This is a genomic window from Pseudoalteromonas sp. R86517, assembly GCF_042466295.1.
In the GTDB taxonomy this organism is placed as follows: domain Bacteria; phylum Pseudomonadota; class Gammaproteobacteria; order Enterobacterales; family Alteromonadaceae; genus Pseudoalteromonas; species Pseudoalteromonas atlantica.
In genome coordinates, this window is record NZ_JAXHCB010000001.1 from 1186543 (window position 1) to 1213367 (window position 26825).

The 26825-nt window shown below is 39.7% G+C and carries 24 protein-coding genes, 1 pseudogene and 1 riboswitch; of the genes and pseudogenes, 16 read left to right on the forward strand and 9 right to left on the reverse strand.

The window, feature by feature from the left end; all coding sequences use genetic code 11:
- Nucleotides 1-2 precede the first annotated feature (2 nt).
- Nucleotides 3-1274: a hypothetical protein gene (locus tag SJY38_RS05295; RefSeq protein ID WP_054983136.1), complete on the reverse strand. Its 1272-nt coding sequence runs from the start codon at nt 1272-1274 to the stop codon at nt 3-5.
- A gap of 290 nt (nt 1275-1564) precedes the next feature.
- A riboswitch (Lysine riboswitch) is annotated at nt 1565-1737 on the forward strand.
- Nucleotides 1738-1813: 76 nt separating this feature from the next.
- On the opposite strand from SJY38_RS05295, the gene lysC reads away from it, so the two are divergent.
- Nucleotides 1814-3199 (forward strand): lysine-sensitive aspartokinase 3, encoded by a 1386-nt coding sequence (lysC, locus tag SJY38_RS05300; protein ID WP_138684990.1) that lies wholly within the window; start codon nt 1814-1816, stop codon nt 3197-3199.
- Nucleotides 3200-3217: 18 nt separating this feature from the next.
- Here the strand turns inward: lysC and SJY38_RS05305 are convergent, their stop codons facing one another.
- Complete coding sequence (locus SJY38_RS05305; RefSeq protein ID WP_286743395.1) at nt 3218-3961, reverse strand: 4'-phosphopantetheinyl transferase superfamily protein; 744 nt, start codon at nt 3959-3961, stop codon at nt 3218-3220.
- A gap of 138 nt (nt 3962-4099) precedes the next feature.
- On the opposite strand from SJY38_RS05305, the gene SJY38_RS05310 reads away from it, so the two are divergent.
- Nucleotides 4100-5422: a sodium-dependent transporter gene (locus tag SJY38_RS05310; protein WP_004587706.1), complete on the forward strand. Its 1323-nt coding sequence runs from the start codon at nt 4100-4102 to the stop codon at nt 5420-5422.
- 67 nt (nt 5423-5489) lie between these two features.
- Here SJY38_RS05310 and SJY38_RS05315 read toward each other — a convergent pair whose 3' ends face one another.
- Entirely contained in the window at nt 5490-6470 is a 981-nt protein-coding gene (locus SJY38_RS05315; protein ID WP_286743391.1) for a 2-hydroxyacid dehydrogenase, read from the reverse strand.
- A gap of 302 nt (nt 6471-6772) precedes the next feature.
- Nucleotides 6773-7324, reverse strand: a complete 552-nt coding sequence (locus tag SJY38_RS05320; protein ID WP_004587708.1) for a glutathione peroxidase — start codon at nt 7322-7324, stop codon at nt 6773-6775.
- A 116-nt stretch (nt 7325-7440) separates the two neighbouring features.
- On the opposite strand from SJY38_RS05320, the gene SJY38_RS05325 reads away from it, so the two are divergent.
- Entirely contained in the window at nt 7441-8322 is an 882-nt protein-coding gene (locus tag SJY38_RS05325) for an NAD(P)-dependent oxidoreductase (RefSeq protein ID WP_029773952.1), read from the forward strand.
- Nucleotides 8323-8458: 136 nt separating this feature from the next.
- Here the strand turns inward: SJY38_RS05325 and sbcB are convergent, their stop codons facing one another.
- Nucleotides 8459-9904, reverse strand: a complete 1446-nt coding sequence (gene sbcB / locus SJY38_RS05330; protein WP_288422436.1) for an exodeoxyribonuclease I — start codon at nt 9902-9904, stop codon at nt 8459-8461.
- 318 nt (nt 9905-10222) lie between these two features.
- On the opposite strand from sbcB, the gene SJY38_RS05335 reads away from it, so the two are divergent.
- The 13 genes and pseudogenes from SJY38_RS05335 (at nt 10223) to SJY38_RS05395 (ending at nt 22752) form a co-directional block, all read left to right on the forward strand.
- On the forward strand, nt 10223-10630 hold the full coding sequence (locus SJY38_RS05335) for a hypothetical protein (protein WP_248442100.1): 408 nt from the start codon (nt 10223-10225) through the stop codon (nt 10628-10630).
- 152 nt (nt 10631-10782) lie between these two features.
- Nucleotides 10783-12039 carry a cation:proton antiporter gene (locus tag SJY38_RS05340; protein WP_377109371.1) on the forward strand — a complete coding sequence of 419 codons (1257 nt, stop codon included), beginning with the start codon at nt 10783-10785 and terminating at the stop codon, nt 12037-12039.
- A 270-nt stretch (nt 12040-12309) separates the two neighbouring features.
- Entirely contained in the window at nt 12310-12717 is a 408-nt protein-coding gene (locus tag SJY38_RS05345; RefSeq protein WP_004587203.1) for a hypothetical protein, read from the forward strand.
- Between the two features lie 438 nt (nt 12718-13155).
- Nucleotides 13156-13425, forward strand: coding sequence for a YrhK family protein (locus SJY38_RS05350; RefSeq protein ID WP_004587206.1), 270 nt, complete (start codon nt 13156-13158; stop codon nt 13423-13425).
- 55 nt (nt 13426-13480) lie between these two features.
- Nucleotides 13481-13995, forward strand: a pseudogene (locus SJY38_RS05355) (M23 family metallopeptidase).
- Nucleotides 13996-14233: 238 nt separating this feature from the next.
- Nucleotides 14234-14641 (forward strand): hypothetical protein, encoded by a 408-nt coding sequence (locus SJY38_RS05360; RefSeq protein WP_377109372.1) that lies wholly within the window; start codon nt 14234-14236, stop codon nt 14639-14641.
- A gap of 477 nt (nt 14642-15118) precedes the next feature.
- Nucleotides 15119-18265, forward strand: coding sequence for a pilus assembly protein (locus SJY38_RS05365; protein WP_286743374.1), 3147 nt, complete (start codon nt 15119-15121; stop codon nt 18263-18265).
- Between the two features lie 497 nt (nt 18266-18762).
- Complete coding sequence (locus SJY38_RS05370; protein WP_286745366.1) at nt 18763-19419, forward strand: hypothetical protein; 657 nt, start codon at nt 18763-18765, stop codon at nt 19417-19419.
- A complete protein-coding gene (locus SJY38_RS05375; protein ID WP_024033419.1) occupies nt 19416-20102 on the forward strand; it encodes a Crp/Fnr family transcriptional regulator in 687 nt (228 codons plus the stop codon). Before SJY38_RS05370 ends, SJY38_RS05375 begins: the two co-directional genes overlap by 4 nt.
- Nucleotides 20103-20175: 73 nt before the next feature.
- Complete coding sequence (locus SJY38_RS05380) at nt 20176-20679, forward strand: DUF962 domain-containing protein (RefSeq protein ID WP_096739468.1); 504 nt, start codon at nt 20176-20178, stop codon at nt 20677-20679.
- A 145-nt stretch (nt 20680-20824) separates the two neighbouring features.
- Entirely contained in the window at nt 20825-21616 is a 792-nt protein-coding gene (locus tag SJY38_RS05385) for an SDR family oxidoreductase (protein WP_377109373.1), read from the forward strand.
- A 61-nt stretch (nt 21617-21677) separates the two neighbouring features.
- On the forward strand, nt 21678-22268 hold the full coding sequence (locus SJY38_RS05390; RefSeq protein ID WP_286745372.1) for a DUF2238 domain-containing protein: 591 nt from the start codon (nt 21678-21680) through the stop codon (nt 22266-22268).
- A 31-nt stretch (nt 22269-22299) separates the two neighbouring features.
- Entirely contained in the window at nt 22300-22752 is a 453-nt protein-coding gene (locus SJY38_RS05395; RefSeq protein WP_286745374.1) for a GNAT family N-acetyltransferase, read from the forward strand.
- 382 nt (nt 22753-23134) lie between these two features.
- On the opposite strand, the gene SJY38_RS05400 is transcribed toward SJY38_RS05395, so the two are convergent.
- The 4 genes from SJY38_RS05400 to SJY38_RS05415 all read right to left on the reverse strand — a co-directional run bounded on the left by SJY38_RS05400 (nt 23135) and on the right by SJY38_RS05415 (nt 26550).
- Entirely contained in the window at nt 23135-23692 is a 558-nt protein-coding gene (locus tag SJY38_RS05400) for a hypothetical protein (protein WP_377109374.1), read from the reverse strand.
- 123 nt (nt 23693-23815) lie between these two features.
- Nucleotides 23816-24127 carry a hypothetical protein gene (locus SJY38_RS05405; protein ID WP_288422427.1) on the reverse strand — a complete coding sequence of 104 codons (312 nt, stop codon included), beginning with the start codon at nt 24125-24127 and terminating at the stop codon, nt 23816-23818.
- Nucleotides 24128-24744: 617 nt separating this feature from the next.
- Entirely contained in the window at nt 24745-24942 is a 198-nt protein-coding gene (locus SJY38_RS05410) for a DUF6435 family protein (RefSeq protein WP_286745383.1), read from the reverse strand.
- 453 nt (nt 24943-25395) lie between these two features.
- Complete coding sequence (locus SJY38_RS05415) at nt 25396-26550, reverse strand: PQQ-dependent sugar dehydrogenase (protein ID WP_286744151.1); 1155 nt, start codon at nt 26548-26550, stop codon at nt 25396-25398.
- Nucleotides 26551-26825 lie beyond the last annotated feature (275 nt).

Sequence of the window (26825 nt, forward strand, 5' to 3'; positions counted from 1 at the left end):
TGTTACTCGTCTGCCTGTGTATCTGGCTGAGGCGCAGAATTAAATGGGTATAACGAAAAATGCTGGCCGGCAATTTTTACGCGTGTTTTTTCATCGCTTTGGCTAATGTGAATTTCACTGTCGCTGACTAGTTTTTGATATAAAAATAGCATTTCGTCGGCGTCTAATTCTGGGTAGCTTTCATCTAAAAATTGCAGTAATGGCTGGGGCTTTTTACGTTTTTTATTAAAGCGTTTTGCAAAGCTTGTTTTAACATCGTGGTAATCAGGAATGTTTGGCGTAACAAATGCCGGCACGTCTTGTTGCTCTGGGAGCTGGTATTCTTCGTGTTCAAATTCTACCAAGCTTGCCATATAGGCAACTATATGACGCTGCTGGCCAAGCGAATAACGCTGCGCATCGCTTACAAAGTTTGGTTGTACCGCGCTTAGCATGTTGTCTACGCCATTTTTACGCACAAGGCCCAGCACTTTTGCTGCCTGGCGGGTAATTAGGTTATTACGGCGTAGCTCTTCGCGCAGTGGCATAAGCATATCGGCACTTTTGCGTAAGCTTTCTCGGCCAACTAAATGCATTTCGAGTATCCGAGTACGCAATTGCTCAAGCATACGTTTGTCGTTGTAGGCTTTACCTGAGCGTTCAATGTGCTCTATTTGCTTACTTATTTGTTGCTCAATAAGTGTAAAACAGGCATGAAAGTCACCGCGAATATCGACCATTTCAAGCATCGGCTCTATGTATTCGTCAAAGGCTTCTATTACCGCTTTGTAGCGCTTTTGCAAAGATTGCACCGCGTGATCAGATTTAGCTTGCTCAACAATGTTTAAAATAGCGTTTTCGTTGTGCGCGTAAAGCTTCATTATTTTACGCACCCGATCATCCATAATGCGGCTATAGCGGCGTAAATCGTCATAGTCTTCTATTTCGCCGGCATTATCTAATCGGTTTCCTAGGCGTGCTAAATCATCAACCAAAACGCTAATTTCTTGTGCTAAACCTAGGTGTTCTTCTTGTAATAAAAAGGTCGCAAAATCGGCAATGGCGCGGTTTATTTCAAGCTGGGATGATTTAGCCAATGGAATAAGTATATCTTGATTGAGCAAACGATTTGTTTCTTTGTAAATGCGCTCGTTTGTCCATGTGGGCTGTTTTTGCTTAATAGCGTTTTGCACGTCTTTGAGGCTAAAGTCGGCCATTTTAAAACGTTTAAATAATAGCTCTAAAACACCCCAATGTTCGCTAAGGGTGTTAAGCAGCTTTTTAGCTGGGATCATAATGCGGTGATACATCCTAGTAATGAGTTAACTACGCTTAAAGCAGAGCGTAGTTTTTATATTTTTATAATAAAAAGTACTCGTTATTAACTGGCTTAATTTACACATTTTTTTAGCTGGCGTACAGGCGAGTTACATTAAGCGCTGTAAAAGTAGCCAGCAATGTAAACCCGGGCTAAATTATTCGCGTTATATTAACTAAAACACCTTGACAGCTAGACGTCTAAACGATAACTTTCAAAGCCCCGCTACATAGTGGGGTTTTGTTTTATTAGCCACAGGTTAATACAACATTCAGAAGAGGTGCGATACTTAGGTATTTAATGGTAGGTGACGAACGCCTATAACCATTAAAGAGGGAAGTACTCGCCGAGGAAAACAAGGTTACGTCAACCGAGTTTTTCGGTTTATGGGGCTGAATCCCCAAAACTGTCACCAACTTAGGTGGAGAGCTTCTGGCAGCGGACACATCTTATTTGCATTCCTTTGCCAAGTTCTTCTTGTTTTTTAGCGGTTTGGATACCGCGAAAGGAGACGAAATGACTACCCAATCAGTGCCACAAACAGTATCAGGCGCAAAATCAGATTACATCGTTGCCAAATTTGGCGGAACCAGTGTTGCAAACTTTGAAGCGATGAGTCGCTGCAGCGAAATTATTGTTGCAGATAAAAGCGTACGTATTGTAGCTGTGAGCGCCAGTGCCGGCGTAACTAACCACTTAGTTGCACTGTGCAAACCCGACCTTAGTAAAGAGCAGCGCCAAGCACACATAGATGGCGTATTGGCTATTCAACAGGCTATTTTAGATGAGCTGTCGCTTGATGCCGATTTAGCCGTAGGTTTTAACGAGACGTTAAAAGCGTTTCAAACGTTAGCCCTTGAAACACTCACCACTGATCAACAACACGATGAGCTGCTTAGCTTTGGCGAGCGTTTATCGTCTTATTTATTTGCTCAAGTGCTGCGCTTAAAAGGCTTAAATGCAGATAGGTTTGATGTACGCAAAGTGCTTAAAACTGATAGCCAATTTGGTAAAGCAACGCCCGATGTTGCGGCCACTGCACAAGCTGCTAAAGACCTGTTAATTCCGTTATTAGATGAGCAAGTAATAGTTACACAAGGGTTTATTGGTAGTGATGAATTTGGCCAAACCACAACGCTTGGCCGTGGTGGCTCTGACTACAGTGCGGCGTTATTAGCAGAGGCTATTAACGCTAAAAGTGTACACATTTGGACCGATGTAGTGGGTATTTTTAGCACCGACCCGCGTTTATGCGCTAAGGCAACGCCAATTGCTCGTTTAAGCTTTGATGAAGCCGCAGAAATGGCGACATTTGGCGCAAAAGTATTGCACCCTGCGACTATTTTACCAGCAAGCCGTAGCCATATTAATGTATTTGTAGGCTCTAGCCGCGAGCCAGAGCGCGGGGGGACGTGGATTGAGCGTGAAAAATCGCAGCAGCCAGGTATTCGTGCCGTTACGCAGCGTAAAAACCAAATATTGCTAACGCTTAAAAGCCCAGAAATGTTATTAGCAAGTGGCTTTTTGGCCCGTGTATTTACCATTTTAAGTGAGTTTAATATATCGGTAGACTTAGTCACTACCTCAGAAATTAGTGTTGCCATTACGCTCGATAACGCGCCTAATGCCTCGCGACCTGAGCTTGAGCAAGCGTGTTTAGATAAATTGGCCGAATTTTGTCATGTATCGGTTGAAAATAACTTAACCCTAGTGGCGCTTATAGGCTCTGAAATACAGCTACGCCAGCACGAAATGAACCTAATGAACGTATTAAAAGAGTTTAATATTCGATTAATTTGTCATGGTGCAAGCAAGCACAATTTATGCTTTTTAGTAGAGCAAAGCGAATCAGATACCGTGGTACAAGCAATACACAGCCGATTATTAGAAAGCGCTGCTTAAGCTTTTAAAGCCAAGTTATTAAGTATCCAAGTTATCAAGTATAAAGCACCGCCAGTCGGTGCTTTTTTTATGCGCCACGCTTATATCAAACTCCTCATTGGCAACCGTTATGGTGTTACTCGATGCTGTAAGGTTTAACAAAGAAAATTCATCAAATACATTTGGGCTAAGCAATTGCGCTATTGGGCGGCTAGTTGCTTTAGCGAGTGCCTCTTTTAAGGTCCAAATTCTAAAAAAGCGGTGGGCTTGCTCTTTTATAGCCAAAGGCGCGGTAATTAAGGCAATTTCAGCCTTATGATAAAAATGCTTAGCGAGCTTTTCGAATGGGCGTTTTAAGTTAATTTTTTCAATATCAAAGCCAAACTCCGCCTTAGTAACATTAAGTGCAACGCCAACTAAGCCGTGCGAGTGCGAAATACAGGTATTTATAACGGTGTGGTTTATATGGAGCTGTAGTTTTGAGCATTCTTCATTAAAGTGGGTGCTCATTTTATTAAGCGGTATGTGTGCGTATTGGGGCTGAGCATGCTTTGCAAGTTGCTTTAGTAATATGCGCGATGCTAGATATTCTTGCTTTGCTTGCATGCGTTTACGACGATTTATAACGCTTAGCTCAAATGGGCTTAGGTACTGGGTTAAATCAAGGTGTTCTACATTAAGTGTGTTGGCATTAAACACTAAAATAGTATTGTTGCTAGGGGGTAAATCGCTATAAAAAGAGGGAGCAATACTTAGGGTGTTTTTAAAAAAGTGGTTAGTCATACGCGCTTAAAATAAGTGAGTGCTGTAATTATGAGCGGTTAACAGCGCTTATTTATGCCAAAAGCAATTTTATTACTCAGTTGGCATTAAATATGGTTTAATTCACAATAATCAAAGAATAACAGAATTTGTAGATGTATGGCACAAGTGCGTGATGGATTTCAAAGCCGTTTTGGTTTTGTTTTAGCCGCTGCAGGCGCAGCAGTGGGTTTAGGTAATATTTGGGGTTTTCCTACGCAGGCGGCCAACCATGGTGGCGGTGCATTTTTATTGGTTTACTTTGTAGTTATATTTTTACTTGCGCTACCTGCGCTTTATACCGAACTTTATTTAGGCCACCAAGCGCAAGCAAACCCAGTAAAAGCATTGGGTAATGCGTGGCAAAATACCAACAAAAAAGTAGGGGCTGCCGCAGGATATATTGGCCTTGCGGGCGCTGTGGTTATGCTTAGCTTTTATTCTATTGTAGCTGGGTGGATGCTCTCTTACGCGATAGAGCCTATTACTACATTTTTTGGTTTTACCGCAGCAAGCGAATTTTTGCACAGCGACTCTATGGTGCGTAATTTTATATTTACGCCGCTTATGCTTATTTTAACCGCCAGTATTATTTTAAAAGGGGTTAAATCGGGGATTGAAACCTGGTCACGTCGTTTAATGCCATTGTTGTTGGTGCTACTAATAGGCTTAATTTTTTATATAGCCAGTTTAGAAGGCGCCAGCGAAGGGTTTGCCGCTTATTTAATTCCTAATTTTAGCCAAGTGCTTGACCCAAATTTAATTATTGCTGCAATGGGGCAGGCGTTTTTTTCGCTCTCATTAGGGGTTGGCTGCATGATGATTTATGGCTCGTACCTGCAGCCAGATGCAAATCTGCCAAAACTAACTGCAAGCGTTGCACTACTTGATACCAGTGTGGCATTTTTAGCAGGTTTACTGATAGTGCCTGCAATTTATGTAGCGCAGCATAACGGGGTAGAGGTGTTTAGCGGCGGAAAACTTATAGGTGAAGGGCAGCTTATATTTGCTATTTTGCCTGAGCTTTTTAGTACCATGGGCGAAATTGGTTTACTAATTGGGTTACTGTTTTTTGTACTTATGTCGATTGCATCGGTTACATCTACTATCTCTACCACAGAAATACCAGTAGCGTTTTTAGTAGAAAACCACCGCGTAGACCGTACTAAAGCAACGTGGGCCGTTAGCCTAGTGGTGTTAATATGCGCTAGTGCAATAATATTAAATTTTGAGTGGTTATTTGGTTTAGTAATCATGCTATTTACTCAGTACCAACTACCACTTATGGGGCTATTTTATTTTATAACCGCAGGTTGGATGTGGAAACGCGGTAATAAGCTTCATAAAGCCAGCACCGGCACGCATTACTGGTTTGCTCAATACATTCGTTTTGTGTGCCCAGTATTAATGACTCTTGTTTTTGCAAACGTTGCGTTTGGCTAAAGTATTTTAAGCTTTACCCGTTATGTAAATAGCAAAACGGGTAAAGCTAAATTAATGGGCCGCGGCTTTATAAAACCTCATTGGTTAAAGGTCTTTGTTCATTAATTTCCATAGCGTTTTGTATGGTGGTATTGGCAATTTCGCTAAGGGCTTCTTGAGTAAAAAAGCCTTGGTGGCCAGTTATTAATACGTTTTTAAAACTAACTAAGCGCGAGAATATATCGTCTTGGTTTATCTCGTCGCTGTGGTTTTTAAAAAATAGCTCCGACTCCTGCTCGTACACATCAAGCCCTAAATACCCTAGCTTTTTAGTTTTAAGCGCATTTATACACGCTTTGCTATTAAGTAGCGCACCGCGCGAAGTGTTAATTAGCATTACCCCAGGTTTCATTTTATTAAATGCATCGTCATTTATTAAATGGTGTGTTTGCTCATTCAGAGGGCAGTGCAGTGAAATTATATCGCTTTGAGTAAGCAGCGAATCTAAATCGGTAATGGTGTAATTGCCAGGTGTTGCATAAGGGTCGCACACTAAAACATGCGCGCCAAAGCCATTTAAAATATTACAAATGGCAAGGCCAATTTTACCACAACCTATAATGCCAACTGTTTTGCCGTGTAAGTTAAAGCCTAATAAACCGTTTAAATCAAAGTTGTCTTCGCGTACGCGGTTATAGGCTTTATGTGTTTTACGGCTAAGGGTAAGCATAAGTGCAACACAGTGCTCAGCTACGGCTTCTGGGCTGTATGCGGGTACTCGTAATACCTTAATGTTGTGTGCTTTGGCAGCCACTAAATCAATATTATTAAACCCTGCGCAGCGAAGTAAAATAGTATTAATTCCATGCTCAGCAAGGAGCTCAATAACGAGGGCGTTAACCGTGTCGTTTACAAATACACATACAGCATCAAACCCTTTAGCAAGCAGGGCTGTTTGCTCGTTCAGTGCTTGCTCAAAGTAACAAATCTCTATTTGAGGGTGTTTGTTAATACTGCGCTCAAAAAAAGGCTGCTCGTATTTTTGCGTACTAAAAAAAGCAATGTTCATGTTATTTACTCCAAAGCCTAGCTGTTATAGCAATCCGTATAATCAAGTGATCTATTTTGAGGATGTAAAAACGCGTTGATAGTAAGGTAAAAAATTCGCTATTTAGTTGTTCTCGGCAATTGCTCCTGCATTGCTCTACCTTCTGCATTCATGCAGTCGTAAATGAGAGTTTTTTAACGCAGATAGCGACACGTTTAGCCCCTAAAATGATTAAGTATTATTGCTGATTGGTATTATACGTAACCTTAAACTAGTTTAATAAAGCATGCTTGAGTAACCACCCGTTTATTGATTTAGAATAATTAAGCGCCTTTTAATGCATTAAAGTTGGGTATTATTTTTGCGTTATTTAAATTATTAGCGTTTAGTGCGCTAGGTAAATTTGCCTCAATGACCTGTTTAAGCGTTTCGGGCTTGGTGCGCGGCGCATAACGTGCAACGAGCTGACCTTGTGGGTTAATTAAAAACTTGGTGAAGTTCCACTTTACTGCGCGGTTTTGCGAAATACCACGGGTATGCGACTTTAAATAATTAAACAGCGGATGCGCCTCGGGGCCATTTACCATTACCTTACCAAACACTTTGAACGACACGTCAAATTGCCCTTGATAAAAGTCTTTAATCGCGAGGTTATCAAGCGGCTCGTTTTGGCCAAATTGATGACACGGAAACGCTAAAATAGTGAAACCGCTATTTTTATATTCTTGATAGAGCTTTTCTAGCGAACTTAATTGCACCGAAAAATTACACTTACTTGCTGTATTAACAATAAGTACTGTTTTGCCTTTTAGCTGGCTAAGCGCAAAGCTTTCGCTGTTGTACAAAGGGGCACTAAATTGATAAATACTATCCATGGTTACCTACTTATTTCCTTACGTTGGAAATTTATAAAGACTTAATTCGCTTTTTAAGCAGCCGATTGACATAATCGGGCATAGTTTCTAAGTTAGCAGGAAAATAAGGCACTTTTATGTCAATCAATGTTGCATTTATAGGTTTAGGGGTAATGGGTTACCCAATGGCAGGGCATTTAGCAAAAGCGGGCTTTAATGTGTGTGTATATAACCGCACTCAAGCAAAGGCGCAAAGCTGGGTAGATGAGTATGCAGGAAGCTTTGCTACCACGCCGCGAGAAGCTGCTAATAATGCTGATATTGTATTTATGTGTGTAGGTAATGACGATGACTTACGTGCGGTTGTTTACGGCGAAAATGGTGTTTTAGCGGGGATGGCCGTTAATAGCATTTTGGTTGACCATACTACTACATCGGCCGAAGTAGCCCGTGAAGTAGCAGAAAAAGCAGCCCTGCAAAATATAGATTTTATAGACGCGCCCGTATCTGGCGGACAAGCAGGTGCTGAAAACGGCGTGCTTACAGTCATGGCTGGCGGTAACGAAGCTGTTTTCACTAAAGTGCAACCCGTAATGGCAGCATACAGCCGTTTTAGCCAGTTATTAGGCGATGTGGGCGCAGGGCAGTTATGTAAAATGGTTAATCAAATTTGTATTGCCGGCGTAGTGCAAGGCTTAGCCGAGGGCTTACATTTTGCCAAACAAGCAGGGCTTGATGGTGAAAAAGTAATTGAAACCATTTCAAAAGGGGCTGCGGGTTCGTGGCAAATGGAAAACCGCTACAAAACAATGTGGGCAGGTGAGTACGAGTTTGGTTTTGCGGTAGATTGGATGCGCAAAGATTTAGGCATCGCGCTTGATGAAGCTAAAAACAACGGCGCTACGTTACCTATGACTGCAACGGTTGATCAATATTACGCCGACGTACAAGCGCTTGGTGGCGGCCGATACGATACATCAAGCTTACTAGCACGCATTGAAGCACTGCACAAAAAATAACGTTTTGAGTATATCAATGTAAACGCGCAGCTTGCTGGCGTGCCGGGCAAAGCCCGTAATTTAAACAAAAACGCGACGCTTTAGTAGTTAAAGCGTCGCGTTTTTATATGCGCTATACAAATAAACTAAAAGAAAATTACATGCTTTGCGCGTAGTTATACAAAGCCTTTAAAATGGTTAGGTTTTTTTCGCTGTCGTCGTGCTCATGGGCCAAGTTTTCAAGGGTGATCATAAAATCTTGTGCGCTAATTGAGGGTTGATCTTCTCCGTGCATTAACTTGTTTTGGCAATACTGACGCCATTGGTCAAGCTCTTGCTGGTTGAGCGTTTCAGGCCAGTTTCGCGCGCGGTATCTAAACAGTAATGTATTGAACTTTTTATCTTCAAAATCTAAATTTAAGCCCGCTAGCTCGTCTGGTTTAGCATCGCGAATAATCGCAAATTTAGCTTTGTCGGCATGGCTTGTAAAGCCATCGTAAAGTAAGTAATCAACGTTAGTGGTTGCGCTGTAATCACCTTTTTCGTTAAACACTTCGGTTACTTTATCGCGAAGCTCGGTATTGGCCTTTAAAATAGCTAAATTAGCGAGGCATTGCTCGCGGTCAATGCCTAAACGGGCTGCGTTTTCAGGCAATAACGTTTTAGCAGGCGCTAAAATAGGGCACTTGTTTAAATGCACCAATTTTAAACCAACAGGTAAATCACCCTCGGCTAAATCAACGCGTTTGGTGTATAAACGTTTACGTAACTCTTCTACGTTTAAGTCAAGCAATACTTGCGGGTTTTGGGTTAAATCAAAACATATAACGGCGTTTTTATTTACCGGATGAAAGCTCATAGGCGCTACCCACGTAGTACAGCCCTGCGTTGCAGGAATACGCGATGATGTATGCACTAGCGGCGTCATGTTAAATACATCAACTAACTCACCAAGCGCTTTTTTATTACGCAGCCCAAAAAAGAAATTATAAAGCTTTGGTTGTTTTTCTTTTATAAGTTTAGCCAGTGCAATAGTGGCAGTTACATCGCTTAGCGCATCGTGAGCAGCGGCGTGTTCAATGCCATTAGCTACCGTTAAATGTTCAAGCTTAAAGCTCGGGCTGCCGTCTTCTTTTAACGGCCATTCAATCCCCTCAGGGCGCAGCGCATAACACGCACGTACTAAATCAATAATATCCCAGCGGCTGTTATTTTTTTTATATTCGCGCTCGTACGGGTCGTAAAAGTTACGATAAAAGCTATAACGGCTTACTTCGTCATCAAAGCGAATACTGTTATAACCAGCCACACAGGTGTTTGGCGCACTAAATTCAGCGTGAATTTTGGCTATAAACTCAGCCTCAACCAAACCTTTTTGCATCGCCACTTGTGGCGTAATACCGGTAATTAAACATGCCTCAGGGTGAGGCAAGTAATCCGCTTGCGGCTTACAATATTCAATAAGCGGCTCGCCAATTATATTTAAATCAAGATCGGTACGAATTCCCGCAAACTGACTCGGCTTATCCTTCTGAGGGCTCGCCCCCCAGGTCTCATAATCGTGCCAGTAGATTGTTGCTTGATTTTGCTCTTGATATGCCATGCTAAAAACCCTGAGAAGTTAACTTAAAAACGCCTAAATGCACGCCAAGTTACTAAAATAATGAATTATTTAGATTATGGCATATGGGCGAGGGAGTTTATAGGTTTGCGATTGATAAGGGAGTTAAATTAGGTGGTGTTTACTAATTATAATTAAAGCACTTGCTATGAATTGCTTACTAGTTTGGCATTAGACTAAAGTCTATAAGTTAATTTTCTTCACTTATTGGTTTTGTTTTAATCGTTTGTCGGTTTTGTGTTAATTCTCTAAAGTTGAATTGTCGGCAACAAGCACGACTAACTCAACAGGAATATAATCATGAAAAGCTCACTTATCAAAACCATCGCTCTTGGCTCTTTATTAACTTGCTCAGCTGCTGTAATGGCTGATACAAGTGACTACAAATTAATGGTTATCGAACAAGCGACTGCACCGCAGCCAATTGAGCAGTCGTTTAATAGTTGCGCACTGAATGTTAAGTCAAAAAACTATGCTGAAGCTGAAGCAATTTGTACAAAAGCAATCGCACTTTTAAAAGATGCAGACGGCCCTAAATTTAAAGTACGCCAACTTACGTCATTCGCGTTAAGTAACCGAGGTGTTGCGCGCTTAAAATCAAATAATGACACCGCAGCCATTGCTGATTTGTACGAGGCAGTGCAAATGTCTAACAGTACAATGGTATCGCATAATTTAACACTTGCTAAAGAAGAGCTTGCGCTATAAAAAAACACTAAACATGCTTTAATTAAGCCAGTGTATAAAAAGCCCATGTTAGGTTTATTCTTAACATGGGCTTTTTGCGTTGCACGGTTAAAAAGTGCAAATCATAAAAGTGGAAACTACCTATTAGGCTTTAAATTTAAGAGAGCTAGATTATGGATGTCACCAGTACGTTGAGCATATTTGAAATTAGCGCGATTTTTTTATCTATAACCGCATTACTTGCTTATATAAATCATCGGTTTATTGGCCTGCCAACCACCATTGGGGTGATGGTTATTTCGCTTTTAGTGTCTATTGCGACCATATTTTTGGGCTTTTTAGGGTTTGATGAACTTATTGATTACGAAGTAAGCCTACTTGATCAACTCAATTTTACTCATGTATTGCTCGATGGCATGCTCTCAATGCTGCTTTTTGCTGGGGCGCTGCACGTTAATGTAAGTGACTTAAGACGTTATAAATTACCCATAGGTATTTTAGCGTGTGTGGGTACGCTAGTTTCAACAGTGATTATTGCTACAGCGTTATATGTAGTAGTGCCTTTATTGGGATTTAATTTATCGTTTATATGGTGTTTATTATTTGGTGCGTTGATTTCGCCAACCGATCCGATAGCGGTGATGGGTATTTTACGCTCTGCTGGTGCGCCTAAAAGTATTGAAACCGTAATAGCGGGGGAGTCGCTATTTAATGATGGTATAGGCGTGGTGGTATTTGCGCTTTTATTAGGAATTTTAACCAGTGGTGATATGCCAACTACATACTCAGTGGCTCATACACTCGCTGTTGAAGCGGGGGGCGGTATAATATTTGGTTTAATATTGGGCGGTGCTTTAAATTATTTATTAAAAGCAATAGATAGCTACCAAGAAGAAGTATTACTTACGCTAGCGGGTGTTATAGGCGGTTATGCATTGGCGAGTCACTGGCACTTATCGGGGCCACTTGCGATGGTTATGGTGGGATTAATGGTGGGTAATCATGGCCGTAATTTAGCCATGAGTGATAAAACACGCCACTATGTTGATTTGTTTTGGGAGCTAATTGATGAAATTTTAAATGCCATTTTATTTGTGCTAATTGGCCTTGAAGTGGTAATGATTGTGTACTCAGCTAATTTGCTGGTGGCGGGCGTTTTAACCATTTTAATTGCGCTATGCGCACGTCTTATTGTGGTTGGCCTAACAACAACTATTTTTAATAAACAGCTCGAGCTGCCCAGCGGTGCATGGAAAGTGTTAACCTGGGGAGGGTTACGTGGCGGTATTTCGGTGGCACTGGTGTTGCAGCTCCCTGATGGAGCGCAGCGTAATATATTATTGGCTTTAACTTATGCAGTGGTGGTTTTTTCAATTTTAGTGCAAGGCTTGAGCGTAGGAAAAGTCGCCAAAAGCATAAAAACAAAATAAATTATAAAGACTGATTTTTGTACATTTCGCTGGCTTGTTTGCGTAGCTACAGCATAAGATTCGTTTTAAAACCTTTTTCAAAACAAGCAGTAATTACGCTGGTTTACACGCTGTTAAACATTTAAATTTGTACGTATATTAGACTAAAGTCTATAGGTTAATTTTCTTCACTTATTGAGTTTGTTTTTCTCGTTTGTCGGCGCTGAGCTATTACTCTAAAGTTCAGTTGTCGGCAACAAGCGCGACTAACTTAATTAGGAAAGACAAACCATGAAACGTACACTTTTAAAAACCATCGCTCTTGGCTCATTACTAACTTGCTCAGCAGCTGTAATGGCTGATTCAAGTGACTACAAACTAATGGTTATCAAAACCGCTACTGCTCCATTGCCACTTGAAGAGTCATTCAATAGCTGTGCACTTAACGTTAAATCTAAAAATTACGCTCAAGCTGAAGAAATTTGTACTAAAGCCATTGCACTATTAAAAGATGCACAAGGCCCTAAATTTAAAGTACGCCAGCTTACATCGTACGCTTTAAGCAACCGTGGCGTTGCACGTTTAAAAGCGCATAACGATACAGCAGCATTAGCTGATTTATACGAAGCAGTACAAATCTCTGAAAACACATTAGTGTCTCATAACTTAACTCGCGCTAAAGAAGAGCTTGCCTTATAAAGCAATTTAATTAGCGAGAGTCACAAAAAAGTCCCTACCGATTTATATTTGGTAGGGGCTTTTTTGTGCGTGTAATAAAATTTTTTTATAAAACTCACATGTAAATTTAAAAGCGAGAAAGCCCGTTTTAGAAAGCTTTATTTTTGGAAATGTTATTAGCGGCAGATGCGGCTTTAAGTCTTAAAAAACGTTTAGAAAAAGACCAAAAATAAACAATTAAATATACAAGCAATAGTGAGTTTTTGGCTATAAAGACTCTACACCAATAAAAACGCTGGCTGATATATCAGCCAGCGTTTTTTATTATGTGTTTTTTGCTATTGTATTATGCAGATAAGCCTATACCAATGCGTAATAATACTTAATTAAGCGAATTGGTATTAGATGCTAGTGAAAACAGTTTTTTTAATTACACAGTAAAAAGAGTGAGTAGTATTGATGGGCTCCAGCAAAAATCAGCTTAATTTAGACTTAGGACAAGAGCATATTACTATCCAACGCCGTTATGAAGCATTAGGCGCAGTTAACGATTTTTTAATTGCGGTGTGGTTTTTAATTGGTAGCTTTTTCTTTTTAAATGAGTCATTAGTTGAAAGCGGTACCTGGCTTTTTATAGCTGGCAGTGCGCAATTAATAATAAAACCTGTATTAAAATTAATGAGTTTAGTTCACGTTAAAAAAGTGTTTCGTTCTAACAATACTCACTAGGCGTTCAGATATTGTAATTAATAATTTAATGACTATTCACAGCAAAGGTAATGCATTGAAACTACTAAAGTGGACTTTGGGCGCAGTTATAATTTTATTAATAGTGGGTTTACTCATTCCTGAGAAGCTAATAATTCCTGTGCAAGGCGCTACAAGTAAAGATTGGAACCACAATACGTTTTGGTATGAGCCGTGGGGGCGCTCGGGTGTACATAAAGGAATTGATATTTTTGGCGCTAAAAACACCCCTGTGGTTGCTGCAACAAGCGGTATTGTTATTTTTTCAGGTGAACTAAACCGAGGAGGCAAAGTGGTTGCGGTACTTGGTGCAAAATGGCGAGTGCATTATTTTGCACATTTAAATGACTACAATGTAAGTGCAGGGGATGTAGTTAGCATAAACAGTCAAATTGGCTTACTGGGTGATACCGGTAATGCCGCAGGAAAGCAACCTCATGTGCATTATTCTATATTATCGCTTATGCCTATGCCGTGGCTTTTTACAACACAAAGCCAAGGGTGGAAAAAGATGTTTTTTTAAACCCACATAAAAAGTTAACTGCTAACTAACTCAGTTTTATGTATGGATGGGCCTTTACTGATTAGCTGACAAAGTAGTTAACTCACTTGTTTTTGCTGTATTTTTTGAGAGTGAAAGAAACGCTATTTAAAGTAGGCATTAGACTAAAGTCTATAAGTTAGTTTTTCTCACTTATTAGGTTTGTTTTTATCGTTTGTCGGGGGGAGAGGATTTATCTAAAGTTACGTTGTCGGCAACAAGCACGACTAACCAAACAGGAAGATAATCATGAAACGTACACTTTTAAAAACCATCGCTCTTGGCTCATTATTAACTTGCTCAGCTGCAATGGCTGATCAAAGTGACTACAAATTAATGGTTATTGAAGATTCTGTAACAGCAGCGCCGGAGTTTGAACAGCCATTTAATAGCTGTGCACTTAATGTAGAATCTAAAAACTACACAGAAGCTGAAGCCATTTGTACACAAGCAATTGCCTTATTAAAAGAAAGCCGTGGCCCACGTTTAAAAGTACGCGAACTTACATCGTTTGCGTTAAGTAACCGTGGTGTAGCCCGCATGATGGCCAAAAAAGACACCGCAGGCCTTTCAGATTTATACGAAGCGTATCAAATCTCTAAAAACTCACTGGTATCTCATAATTTAACGCGTGCTAAAGAAGATTTATCTTTATAAATTTATTACTTAGCACTTAAAAAGCCCCCGCGAGTTTATAAACTCGCGGGGGCTTTTTAGTTTTAATTTTTGAAATTAACCAATGTGAGTTGTTAATTTTTAAGCAGGTTTAACGTGTGTTCTCACTTAAATACTTATTTTAATAGGGGGTTTTAAACTTAAAATATGGTAATAACACCATTGCAAGTAAGGTTAACCGAGAATTGCAGGGTTAATTGTTTTTAAAAACGGGATATTTTACTAATGGCGATGCGTATATAAAATGCTCTAAGGGTATTAAATTTCTTTATATTTGCGCCTATTTTCATTAAAGTACTTAAAATATAGCAAATTCAGTTAATATTAATCTTTGTAAATAAGTTTATGTTTAATGGCATTTAGCTGTTTTGTGCATTTTCCTAATTAAAACTAAAAATAAATAAGTAACTGCACTTTTAATGGAACTGCGTGATTTTAGCGCAGATAAAAGGATTTAAAATGAAACTTACCTTCAATCGCATTGTTGCATCTTTTTTTGCAGTAACTGTTAGCCTCTCTGTAACCGCCGAAGATATAGAGCTATACGTAAACCATAACGTAGAAACCGATGAAAACCCCCGTGTTGTGATTGTATTTGATACCTCCGGAAGTATGGGAAGTAAGCTTCCTTACAACGGACCTAAAAAAATAGATGCAGCTAAAGATGCCATGACCCAACTGGTTAATGATAATAGCGCCATTGACTTTGGTTTAATGCGTTTTAATGGTAACAACGGTGGTTATATTATGGCTGGTTTAGGCTCATCACATGACACTATTTTAGGCCAAATTGAAAAGCTACCTGCTAGCGGAAACACCCCCGTTACAGAAACCTTATGGGAAGCCTACCTTTATATGACAGGCCAAACCGTTTGGTATGGACAAAATACCAATCAACGTGACTTTAGTGTAGAGACCAATGACAACCCTTTAACGCCCCCTGATTATATATCGCCGTTTAGACAGGCATATGGTTCGCAAGAGCGCTGTGATAATTCTATAAATTTAATATTAATGACCGACGGCGACCCTACTCAGGATAATAACCGTAATGACGATATTAAAGATTTATACAAGCAAAAATTTGGTTATAACCCCAGCAAAACAAGTAATAGTTATTTAGCAGCATTAGCGCAAATAATTCATGGTACACAAGACGTTGAAATAGATCTTTACGAAGACACACCGGAAGTAGCAGACACAGGCCGCGTATTTACTATTGGTTTTGGTAGTGGCATGAGTAGCAAAGGTAAAACGCTTCTTGAAAAAACTGCTGAACTAGGTGGTGGCGAGTACCTTCACGCAGATACCTCAGCAGAGCTCTCTGAAGCATTAAATAATACTATTTCTAGAATACGCGAAGTAAACGATAGCTTTTCATCGCCTACGGTTGCCAGTAATAACGTTGACCAAACCCGCAGCCGAGAAGCAATTTATTTTGCTATGTTCTATCCTGAGACCGGGGCTCGTTGGGGCGGCAATTTAAAAAAATTAGTTATGTCGGGCTCTAACATAGTTGACTCCACAGGCCGTGAGGCAATAGGTGATGACGGCTTAATTAAAGAAGACGCTCGCACGTTTTGGCTACCTTCAAATAAACCGGCCGATGGTAATTTAGTCGCACAAGGCGGCGTAAACTACTTACTTTCAAGCTTAGACTCACAAAGCCGCAAACTGTATATAGATTCGGACGGTAGTATTGTTGATTTTACCTTTGATAGAGTTAAAGAAATTTTAAATATAGTGTCAGACGCCATAGGTGGCATCATACCGGGTACTAATATTGCTATCTCGCGCAATGATATTAATTGGGCAAGAGGCATGGATGTAGATAACGAAGATAGCGATAGCTCATCAGTAGATCAGCGTGCCAATATTTTTGGTGATCCTTTGCATTCTAAGCCGGTATCTATTGATTATGGTGATGGCAACATACGTATTTTAGTGGGCACTAATGCTGGCTTTTTGCACATGTTTAACGATAAAGGTAACAGCATTGAAGAGGAGTGGGCGTTTATGCCTGCTGAGCTGTTAAAAAACATACCTGCACTTCGTACAAATCAAGCCAATACTAAAGTGTATGGTATGGATGGGCCTATTAGTGTGTTTTTTAACAATAAAAGTTTAAACAGTGACGGCTTAAATGACGGAGTAATAGATGCCACTAAAGGTGATGAAGTATGGGCATTTGCTGGTATGCGCCGTGGGGGTAAAAACTATTATGCACTTGATATTAGCTCACCAGATAAACCAAAACAGCTTTGGAGTAAGCCTATTGTAGGCGGCTCAGATGGGTTTGAATACCTAGCTCAAACCTGGTCAAAACCACAAATAGCCTATATTAAAGCGTTTGGAGATGAGCCTTTACTGGTATTTGGTGGCGGATACGATACAAACAAAGACAACGCGATTCGTAGCGAGGATGAATCAGGCGCGGGCATTTACATTGTTAAGGCTAAAACCGGTGAAAGAGTATGGGCGTTAACGCCTGATGATAATAATTTCCAAGGTAAGCACAGTATAGCTGCTGATATAGCAACGCTTGACTCAGATTATGATGGTTACATTGACCGTTTATATGCCACCGATACGGGGGGTAATATTTGGCGTGTGGATATGCCAGGCTCTGACAAAAATAGTTTTTCTCATTACAAATTAGCAGAGCTTGGCAGTTCATTAGCAACGCAAGACCGACGCTTTTTTTACAAGCCACTAGTGGCACGTACTATGTTTAGTAAAGTGAGCAAAACGAGCTATGGCGGTGAAGAAATAACCACACGATTAGATACGCCTTACGATGCAATCGTTATAGGAAGTGGTAATCGCTCAAATCCGCTTGCAACCAATGAGCAAGATCATCTTTACATGATTCGCGATGAACAAACCGTAACTAAAACCTTCGATTCACAAAATACGCCAGAGCCCATAGTGCCAAGTGATTTAATGCTTATGAATGACGACCCATTTGGCAATGCACTAGATAATGTAGATGAGTTTGTAGAACTTGAAGCTGATTTAGCAGGCTTTAAAGGGTGGCGATATGAGCTAAGTAATGGTGAAAAATCATTGGCTGCAGCCACCGTAGTAGGAGGCGTAGCTTATTATACATCGTTTACACCTGCACTAGAGTCTGATAAAAATCAGTGCTCTTTAACAGGGGGCGGTGGTGCAATGTACGCTTTTCATTTGCACTATGGCACAAAAGTGTACGACCAACTTAAATTTACTACCAGCTACGATGTACCCGATACCGCTCAGTTGTATTTTGGTGAAGGCGACTCATGTATAGATGCTAATAATAATGGATTATGTGATGTGCCAACACCTGATGATGGTGACCCAGATGACGGTACCCCAGGCGGTGGCTACGAGTACGAAGAAACAATACCTGTGAGCCAAGTAAGCCAGTTTTATTTAATCGGCCCGAGCCTTACTGGTGAAGGTGCAGTAAACCCTATCAAACCGCCTGAAATTAACGGCCCAGGGCTAACTGTTGTTGATGGTAAAGTTAAACTTGTAAATGACAGTGATACATTAGGCTTTGGCTTTAAAACGCAGCAAACCTACATATATAAGCGTGAAGAAAACGATTCTTCATCTGATTAGGTTAGCCTTAGCTCAGGAGTCGCAGCGCTTTATTATTTACCGCGCATGCCTTTAAAAGGCATGCGCTAACTTTTCTAGCTAATACTAAAGAGCCCAAAGCAAACCTTGCGACGTTAAAGTGTTCTGCTAAAGAAAGCTCAACAATGTAATTTTTGCCTAAAATTCAACACGCCTCCTATCTAAAATAGATTACCTAACCAAGCGAATTTGTATTAATAAAGCCAACATTTATTCGCAATTATTGTGTTTAAGTATTTTAAAAAGAGGGCTTATTGTCCCTATATTGAAAATAGACATACGGGTAATAATTGGTTTATGAATTGTTCGTAAATAAACCAATTAATGTGTAAATAAACATTAAATAAGTCACTAAATAGTAAAGCAATATTTGCATAACATGGTTAAAAAAAAGATTTATAAAACTTACCATTTTTAATGGTTGCTAGTGCTTAATTTTGCCGCTATTTTAAGGTTAAGTTGTATTAGATGGAATTAGTATGAGTTTCAAATTGATCTCTTTTTGCTATTGTATTCCCGTACTCTTTTTAAATGGTTGCGATGAGGAAGTGAGTTTATTTAGTAGCAGTAAAACGCCATTAGTGGCTAAAAACGAAAACGCTAATTTACCGGCTACTGCTATTGAGCAAAAGCACCTTGTTGTAGAAGGCCTAATAGAGGGAATTGTACCAAGTCACTGTAAACGTGGTGAAACAGCATATATAAATGCAAAAATGCAAAAGGTTATACGCAACCCAACCGCAAAAGTGACTTATACACTAAAGCCCACTGATAATATTTTGTCTGTGTGTGTGGCCAATGATAACTCAGCTATTACTTATCGTTATGGCACTGAGCAAAAAATTGGCCTAGAGTATACGGCCACTGCCGCGCAGCCATTTGGTAGCTACTATCGTCAAATAGGGAAAGTAGGCGAAAGTATTTTGTTTTTTAACAAAGGCAATTACTATTACTACATTATTAATGCTGGTGGTATGGGCAGTGGTGTTTCAGTGAACGTATATAAAAATAAAACGCTTATTGCGGAGTTTTTCTCTGGTAATGAAGCGTATAACGACTTTGTTATTGCCAGTAATTTAGACTTGCCTAAGTCGTTGGCAATAGAGCTTCAACCACATATAAACACAATGCAATGAATGGATTAAGTAAAGCACATTGTAACATTATTGAACAAGGGCAGTGGTTTTCTAAGCGTGATGCACACTTAAAACAGTTTTTACTAAGCCACGCAAAAACTTTAAGCCTTAGCGCGCACCAATCTCTTTTTTTACGAGGTGATAAACACGACGGTATTTATGCTGTATTAAGTGGTGTGGTGCGTATTAGTGGGGTAAGTAATAATGGTAAAGAAGCTGTTTTAAGCTTTGTTGATGCCTCGCTGTGGTTTGGCGAAGTCACTTTATTTGACCGCGGAATGCGCACCCACGATGTTTATGCGCAAACCGATGTAACACTGTGTTTTATTGGGCAACGCGCACTTGAGCAACTGTTAAAACAATACCCGCATTATTGGCAAGACTTTGGGTTACTCCTTGCACAAAAATTGCGGGTTATGTTTACTAGCATGGAAGATCACGCACTATTAAGTGCCGAGCAGCGCGTTGCAAAACGCTTGCTTATATTGTGTGCGCATTTAGCGCATAGTAATGGCCATACGTTTACTTTGTCTCAGCAACAATTGGCTGATATGACTTACCTTACACGGCAAACCGCCAATCAAATTCTAAAAAAATTAGCAAAGCAGCAACTCATTGAGGTCGGCTATAACAAAGTGACCATTTTAAACCAATCTGCTTTAGAGCTACTTTGTAATCAGTAAATGTCGGTTACCCGACAGAGTGATATTTTAAAAGCCTGATATAGTGTAAAAAAACACAATAAAAGGCACACACATGAAAACTCTACAGCAACAGCTTGGTACATACGGTTTGTACCATCGCTCTAAACGCAATGTTTTAACTCATTTTTTTGGCATTCCGCTTATTGTATTTGCGGTGCTGTGCTTGTTAGCGCGTATTCAAATACCCATTGGTAGCCTGCTTATTGATGGCGCGCAGCTTTTTGTTTTTGCAAGCGTGGTGTATTACTTAATGCTGAGCGTGTCACTTGGCTTAATAATGGGTGTACTGTTTACCTTATTGCTTTTAGCAGCCCAGCCAATCGCTGCTATGGCTTTTTGGCCTTGGTTAAGTATTGGTGTGGGCGTGTTTGTATTTGGATGGGTGCTGCAGTTTATTGGCCATTACTATGAGGGTAAAAAGCCTGCGTTTGTAGATGATTTAATTGGCTTAATTATTGGCCCGTTGTATGTAACCGTTGAGTTTTTATTTTTAATGGGGCTTTATAAATCGCTAGAGCATGAAGTTAACGCCATAGCAGGCCCTACCAAAGCATAACGCTAAGCGGCTTAAATATTTAGTTATTCGAGTGTACTAAATAAAGCGTTAACCGCGTTATAAATCATATATATGTCGTTATAAACGTATAAAACTTAACACGATTGCTATTAGCAGCGGATAAAATAATAAAGGCAAATAACCCATGCAATACAACAATAAAACCGTATGGATCACCGGCGCATCATCAGGTATTGGCAAAGAGCTCGTAATACAGTTTGCAGCACTGGGTGCCAAGGTTATTTTATCAGCCAGAAGCGTTGATAAACTTAACGAACTAAAACAAAGCTTACATGGCGATGGCCACATTATTGTGCCTCTTGATTTGTCAGCGCCTGAAGCTGTATTGGCTCAAGTTACTGATTTAATGAGTACATTACCTGCTATCGATATTTTAATTAATAACGGCGGGGTGTCGCAGCGCAGCCTATTTTTAGAAAACGACTTTAATGTTTACCGCCAGTTGATGGAAGTTAACTATTTTGGCCTCATTGCACTTACCAAGGCGGTAGCGCCTACTATGGTAGCAAGGCAAAGCGGTTCAATTGTCTCTATTAGTAGCGTTGCAGGTATAGTAGGCTCTAAATTTAGAACGGGCTATTCAGGCTCTAAATATGCGGTAGTGGGCTTTATGGATTGCCTGCGTGCAGAGCTTGCAGAGCATAATATTCATTGCTTAACTATTTGCCCTGGCTCTATTAAAACCGCCATTGCACATAATTCGTTAAACGAGCAAGGCATAGCGCAAAACAAGCCAGAGCACTCAATAGAAAATGGCATGGATGTAAGCCTAGCTGCTAAAAAAATGATCCTCGCAATTCATAATAAAAAAGACGAAGTGATTGTTGGCAAAGGCTTAAGCGGCTGGGCACCGACCATTAAACGGTTTTTTCCTAGCTTATTTAATCGATTAACCGCTAAAACAAACTATCGGTAGCATCGGGCGATTTAGAGATATAAAATGCTGTAAATTTAATCAATTTAGACAAGGATTCTAAATGAAGTATTTATGGCTTGGCCTGTTTTTTATTGTATTAACTTGGTCCGGAATTAACCCAAAAGATCAGTTTACTTGGCTGCTTGAAGTTATCCCCGCAATAATTGGTTTAGTGCTTATGGCAAGCAGCTATAAGCATTTTAAACTCACCCCCATTTTATATGGCTTTATATTAGCGCATTGTATTGTGCTAATGGTTGGCGGGCATTACACCTACGCCGAAGTCCCTTGGTTTGATAACTTATTTGGCAGTGAGCGTAACAACTACGATAAAGTAGGGCACTTTTTTCAAGGGTTCGTGCCTGCATTATTAGCGCGTGAAATATTACTACGTAAAAACGTAGTAAATGGTAAAGGCTGGCTAAATGTGTTTGTTGTATCGATATGTTTAGCGTTTAGTGCTTTTTACGAACTAATAGAGTGGTGGGTTGCAGTGTTAAGCGGTGAAAACTCAGAAGCATTTTTAGGTACGCAAGGGTACGTATGGGATACTCAATCTGATATGGGAATTGCCTTATTTGGCGCTATTTGCTCGATATTGCTGCTTTCAAAAGTACATGATAAACAGTTAAAAAATGTTAAAGATTATTGATTCAAATTTTATGATTAAAAGACAATAAATTATGACTATAAATACCCATAATTTCACGGTAAGCACAGATAAAAGCAAGCTTAACTTTAACGTTATTTATAACTTTATTGCTAATAGCTATTGGGCTAAAGGAATACCTAATAGCGTTATGCAAAAAGCGATTGATAACTCAATGTGCTTTGGTGTTTACAGCGCTGATAACGAGCAAGTGGGTTTTGCCCGCGTAGTAACCGACAACGCCACCTTTGCCTATTTGGCTGATGTATTTATTATCCCAGATTTGCAAGGTAATGGTCTGTGCAAGTTATTGGTTAAAACGATTGTAGAACACCCTGAGCTGCAAGGGCTCAGGCGCTTTTTATTAGCCACTTCTGATGCCCATGGCCTTTATGCGCAATACGGGTTTAAACCGATAGATAATCCAGCACTGCTAATGCAAATTAATCCTGCAAATGTGTATGAGGGAAATACTAAAGAGGTATAGTAAATTGGGGAAGGGCAATGTCTATGTAAGCAAGTTGTATGGAACTAATAAGCCATTGACATTAAAACTGATTTTTACTTATTAGGTTGAGATGTGATGCTTTTTAAAGGTGTATGATTTCCTAGTGCAGACATATTTGTATTCATCCATTTAAGAGCGTTGGATTGTGTTTTATAATAAATAACAACTGCTAATTTCTGATCTTCACAGCACTGACTTAATAATTTATTCTCAAATTCACACTCAGTAAATTTCGGCTCGCATAACCTCATTCATACACATAATGCCTCATTCAGAGGCAGATAATTTTTGGCTAAAATAGCGACGCAGAAGCAAAAGCCAACTGTAATTTGACCTGCTGAAATGACTTGTTATAAGCCATTTACACCGATGTACAAATCTGTTTTTTAATATCATTGATACCGTTACTTAATAATTTATTTAAAAACTCTTGATTAGGGTAAGTTACAGGGAAAGTTGAATATTTACCCTTAGTAGAGGATTGATAGTTCTTGGTTGAGCCAGCAAAGTCGAAAGAGGCGTTAATTACTAGAGCAACTTCATTTTCCATTGTAGATGAGCTAGTTAAATAGTAATTAAACTTTATATCTGATTGTGCTTTTTCTTTACCTGTTTCAGGGTAAATATCAATCAATTGGTTCTTTAGGTCTGGAGCAGAGTCCTGAGTTAGAATGTAATTGAAATCTGCACGCTTAACATTACTCATTGAAATGAACGAGCCTCCAGAAGCTACATTAGCATTAACAATATCTTCAAATTTAAATACATTCTCACCTTTTTTTGGAGAGTTTATTTCAAGGCTTGATACTGGGATTTGGCATGATGCGCTATTGGTTTGAAGTGAACTGTATTCAATATCTTTAGTTATTTGGCAACCTGCCAATAATACAGAAAAGGGTAATATAAACTTAAAATTCAAAACCGTACTCCTTTTGGGATATAACGCCGTTTTAAGCGGCAAATTTCAGTTGGCTAAAATAAGTGAAGAACGAACAAAAAGCCAACTATAATTTGTCCGACTTGAAAACCCTTGTTAGGCGTATTATTTCGATAAATGTTGCTGGATTTCAAGTGCCATTTTTTTTACAACTGGAGCATCAAGATCTAAAGTATTTCTATTTAGATTAGCATCGCTCATGCTACCTATGTGATTAAGCCAATTACGATGATAATTCTCTGATCGGTTAATGGTGCTAACTCTTGAATTTTTCGTTTTTATTTTTTCCCAATTCTTATGAGTTGAATCAATATATTGATGAAACAGATACGAAACTAAGAAGGTAGCTCCAATCGTGGTTAACTGATCTCCACCTTCAAACGAAAATACGTGCCTTTCAGAATTTACACTTGTCATGAAACATTCTCTAGTTGATGAATATGATGCAGAAGCTACAGTGCTCATACGGCTAACAGCTTTATCAGAGGACACTTTCCTCTTTTTATGAGCAATGTACGTCCTCTTAATTATTTTTAATATTAATAACAAATCTTGTAACACATTGCGAGTATTAAACTTTAAGGCGGGGTGTTCTTTTTATGGCAGGTGGAAAAGAGGAAATTGTCCTTATTTTCTGACTTAGGAGGTAAAACGCCTGCGCAGTAAGCAAATACAGCAGTTAAAGATTTAAAATGACATCCAAACCCCTTTTTTAATCATTTAACCTCCAATAAAAAATGCATCGAAAATATAAGTAACCGCTTTAAGTACATTTGTTTATGCAAGCCTATTATAAAAGGTGGTTTTTGGCTGGTGGAGGCTATAAAACGAGGTGATGAATTATTTACTAAACGCGTCTTTCTACTTTTAAAACAGTACAGACACGATATTTATACCAATCGACTTAAATATTTAGCCTTTCTCGCGTGCTAAATAAAGCGTTAACTGCGTTATAAATTTTTCATGTAGAACAACTACATGTCGAAATTTATGCCTTGTTATCACTCTATTTATCCGTCGCTATAAATGTCTAATTACTTAGCACGATTGGTATTATCTGGCTTTTTTGCTTCAAGCGCTTCTATTTCACTCCAGATTTTTTCGGCTTCTGCGCTTAACATGGCGTAGCTTTTAATGTCGCCTTTACGCTGTGCTTGCATGCCTTGCTCAAGCTTTGCATCGTACTCTTTACGTAATTTTTTTGTCGGGTCTGATTTAAATAGTGAAAACATGTGGCTCCTTAGTTTTATAAAAGTATTAGGGCGTGTTGATCTTTGCGGATTGAAATTTGTTCAATCTAGGGCGATTAAATCGCGGCGCGAGGTTTGTAACCTAGTGGGCTAAGTAAAAACCAAGCAAAGCTTCCGCGTCCTGCTCACGCCCCTTACCTACATCCATGTAGGCAACAAAGAGTTTATCGCCCCTAGGCAGAACCCGAAGGGCAGCGCATGTTTGGCATTTATGCTGCGTTATCGCCTATTTATGGGGAGTAACCACACTTCATAGGCTCTGCCTTGCCTAAAAACCAAACATACTGCTGCAAATTCAACCATCAAAGATCAACACGCCCTAGCATTACCATACGCTACAAAGAGCTAAATAGTTCTTTTAGCCGGAGGGCGTTTACCTTGTTATATAAAAACAAGGTAAACGCATTATTTGCTATGCTGCGGTTACTAACGGTTTTATAGCTCAGGCTCAAGGCGTTTAATTCCTTGTCCGTCAATGCCTAAGTAAATATAGCCATCACTGCCTTGTGCTAAGCTGCGAACGCGGCCTATTCCTTCTAAAATTTTATATTGCTTTGAAACACCTTTGTTAGATATTTCCAGTGCACTTAAAAACGAAAACTTCATAGACGATAGCAAAAGCTTACCTTTTAATTGCGGGTACTTATCGCTGCTAACCAATAACATGTCAGAAGGGGCAATGGAGGGGGTCCAATGCAGTACGGGCGATTGCATGCCGTCTTTTTCTTGTATGTCGGTAAACGACGTACCGCTGTAATTAACTCCATAACTAACCACCGGCCAGCCATAATTAGCGCCCGCTTTAATTATGTTTAGCTCATCGCCGCCACGTGGGCCGTGTTCGTGAGACCATAAAATATTATTTTGGTTATCAAACCACATGCCTTGCGGGTTACGGTGTCCGTAAGACCAAATAGCGTGTTTAACGCTTTTTTGATTTACAAACGGGTTATCTTTAGGAATACGGCCATCATCGTGTAAGCGATAAATTTTACCACCATCACGGGTTAAGTCTTGTGGGTTTTTATCGCGCGAGCCGCGATCGCCAATCGAAAAGTAAACATACCCTTGGTTATCAAACACAATACGGCTTCCGTAGTGCTGGCCTTTTGTGCTGTTATGCTCACCTTTGTATAGTAATTGTGTGCTTAAAAGTTCAGTGCGATCGTCACTAAGCTTGGCGCGCATTAGGGCTGTATTACTGCCACTTTTAGCGCCGTGGGTACTTGAGTAAGTTATGTAAAGCCATTGGCTATCGTTTGCGTCGCTATGTAGGGCTAAATCTAGTAAACCGCCTTGCCCGTTGGCATCAATTTTTGGCAAACCCGAGAGCTTAGTTAAGTTAGCTGAGTTTTTAGGCAGTAAATAAAGTGTGCCGCTTCGCTCGGTTATAAGTAAATCACCATTACTTAACGGCTCAATAGCCCAGGGGATAGTTACCCCTTTAGTCACACTGACGGCCTTTACATTGAGCGGTAATACATCAAGGGCTTTGTAATCTACAGCTGCCACCGGCGTTGAAACGAGTACAGCTATAAACGCCGTTGATAATGTTTTAGCAATCGTTTTTGTAGGTATAAACGCAGTCATATCCCTGTCCAATAAATAAGCAAGTAATACCTACATTAGCATGTTGCTGATGATTTTGCTAAATGTAGCGCTTTAATAAAAACTATATATATTTCAATCATAAAGAGTTTACCCGAAGTGCTGTATGGCTGGTTTTAATATTTTAAACAGCTATTTATTACACCTTAATTGAGGCTTTAGTACAGCGTTTTAAATTAGAGAGCTGCGTAAAAATTGCGCTAAAAAAACTGAATATTTACTCTAATACTATTGAAATTAATTTTTTTGGGCGTACA

What these genes read in the sequence shown, in the direction of transcription:
- SJY38_RS05390 (WP_286745372.1), top strand. Translation starts at nt 21,678, where the DNA reads ATGAAGTATTTATGGCTTGGCCTGTTTTTTATTGTATTAACTTGGTCC.
- SJY38_RS05345 (WP_004587203.1), top strand. Translation starts at nt 12,310, where the DNA reads ATGAAACGTACACTTTTAAAAACCATCGCTCTTGGCTCATTACTAACT.
- SJY38_RS05365 (WP_286743374.1), top strand. Translation starts at nt 15,119, where the DNA reads ATGAAACTTACCTTCAATCGCATTGTTGCATCTTTTTTTGCAGTAACT.
- SJY38_RS05385 (WP_377109373.1), top strand. Translation starts at nt 20,825, where the DNA reads ATGCAATACAACAATAAAACCGTATGGATCACCGGCGCATCATCAGGT.
- SJY38_RS05375 (WP_024033419.1), top strand. Translation starts at nt 19,416, where the DNA reads ATGAATGGATTAAGTAAAGCACATTGTAACATTATTGAACAAGGGCAG.
- SJY38_RS05325 (WP_029773952.1), top strand. Translation starts at nt 7,441, where the DNA reads ATGTCAATCAATGTTGCATTTATAGGTTTAGGGGTAATGGGTTACCCA.
- SJY38_RS05305 (WP_286743395.1), bottom strand. Translation starts at nt 3,961, where the DNA reads ATGACTAACCACTTTTTTAAAAACACCCTAAGTATTGCTCCCTCTTTT.
- SJY38_RS05405 (WP_288422427.1), bottom strand. Translation starts at nt 24,127, where the DNA reads ATGACAAGTGTAAATTCTGAAAGGCACGTATTTTCGTTTGAAGGTGGA.
- SJY38_RS05315 (WP_286743391.1), bottom strand. Translation starts at nt 6,470, where the DNA reads ATGAACATTGCTTTTTTTAGTACGCAAAAATACGAGCAGCCTTTTTTT.
- sbcB (WP_288422436.1), bottom strand. Translation starts at nt 9,904, where the DNA reads ATGGCATATCAAGAGCAAAATCAAGCAACAATCTACTGGCACGATTAT.
- SJY38_RS05395 (WP_286745374.1), top strand. Translation starts at nt 22,300, where the DNA reads ATGACTATAAATACCCATAATTTCACGGTAAGCACAGATAAAAGCAAG.
- SJY38_RS05320 (WP_004587708.1), bottom strand. Translation starts at nt 7,324, where the DNA reads ATGGATAGTATTTATCAATTTAGTGCCCCTTTGTACAACAGCGAAAGC.
- SJY38_RS05370 (WP_286745366.1), top strand. Translation starts at nt 18,763, where the DNA reads ATGAGTTTCAAATTGATCTCTTTTTGCTATTGTATTCCCGTACTCTTT.
- SJY38_RS05295 (WP_054983136.1), bottom strand. Translation starts at nt 1,274, where the DNA reads ATGATCCCAGCTAAAAAGCTGCTTAACACCCTTAGCGAACATTGGGGT.
- SJY38_RS05350 (WP_004587206.1), top strand. Translation starts at nt 13,156, where the DNA reads ATGGGCTCCAGCAAAAATCAGCTTAATTTAGACTTAGGACAAGAGCAT.
- SJY38_RS05335 (WP_248442100.1), top strand. Translation starts at nt 10,223, where the DNA reads ATGAAAAGCTCACTTATCAAAACCATCGCTCTTGGCTCTTTATTAACT.
- SJY38_RS05310 (WP_004587706.1), top strand. Translation starts at nt 4,100, where the DNA reads ATGGCACAAGTGCGTGATGGATTTCAAAGCCGTTTTGGTTTTGTTTTA.
- SJY38_RS05415 (WP_286744151.1), bottom strand. Translation starts at nt 26,550, where the DNA reads ATGACTGCGTTTATACCTACAAAAACGATTGCTAAAACATTATCAACG.
- SJY38_RS05360 (WP_377109372.1), top strand. Translation starts at nt 14,234, where the DNA reads ATGAAACGTACACTTTTAAAAACCATCGCTCTTGGCTCATTATTAACT.
- SJY38_RS05410 (WP_286745383.1), bottom strand. Translation starts at nt 24,942, where the DNA reads ATGTTTTCACTATTTAAATCAGACCCGACAAAAAAATTACGTAAAGAG.
- SJY38_RS05340 (WP_377109371.1), top strand. Translation starts at nt 10,783, where the DNA reads ATGGATGTCACCAGTACGTTGAGCATATTTGAAATTAGCGCGATTTTT.
- SJY38_RS05380 (WP_096739468.1), top strand. Translation starts at nt 20,176, where the DNA reads ATGAAAACTCTACAGCAACAGCTTGGTACATACGGTTTGTACCATCGC.
- lysC (WP_138684990.1), top strand. Translation starts at nt 1,814, where the DNA reads ATGACTACCCAATCAGTGCCACAAACAGTATCAGGCGCAAAATCAGAT.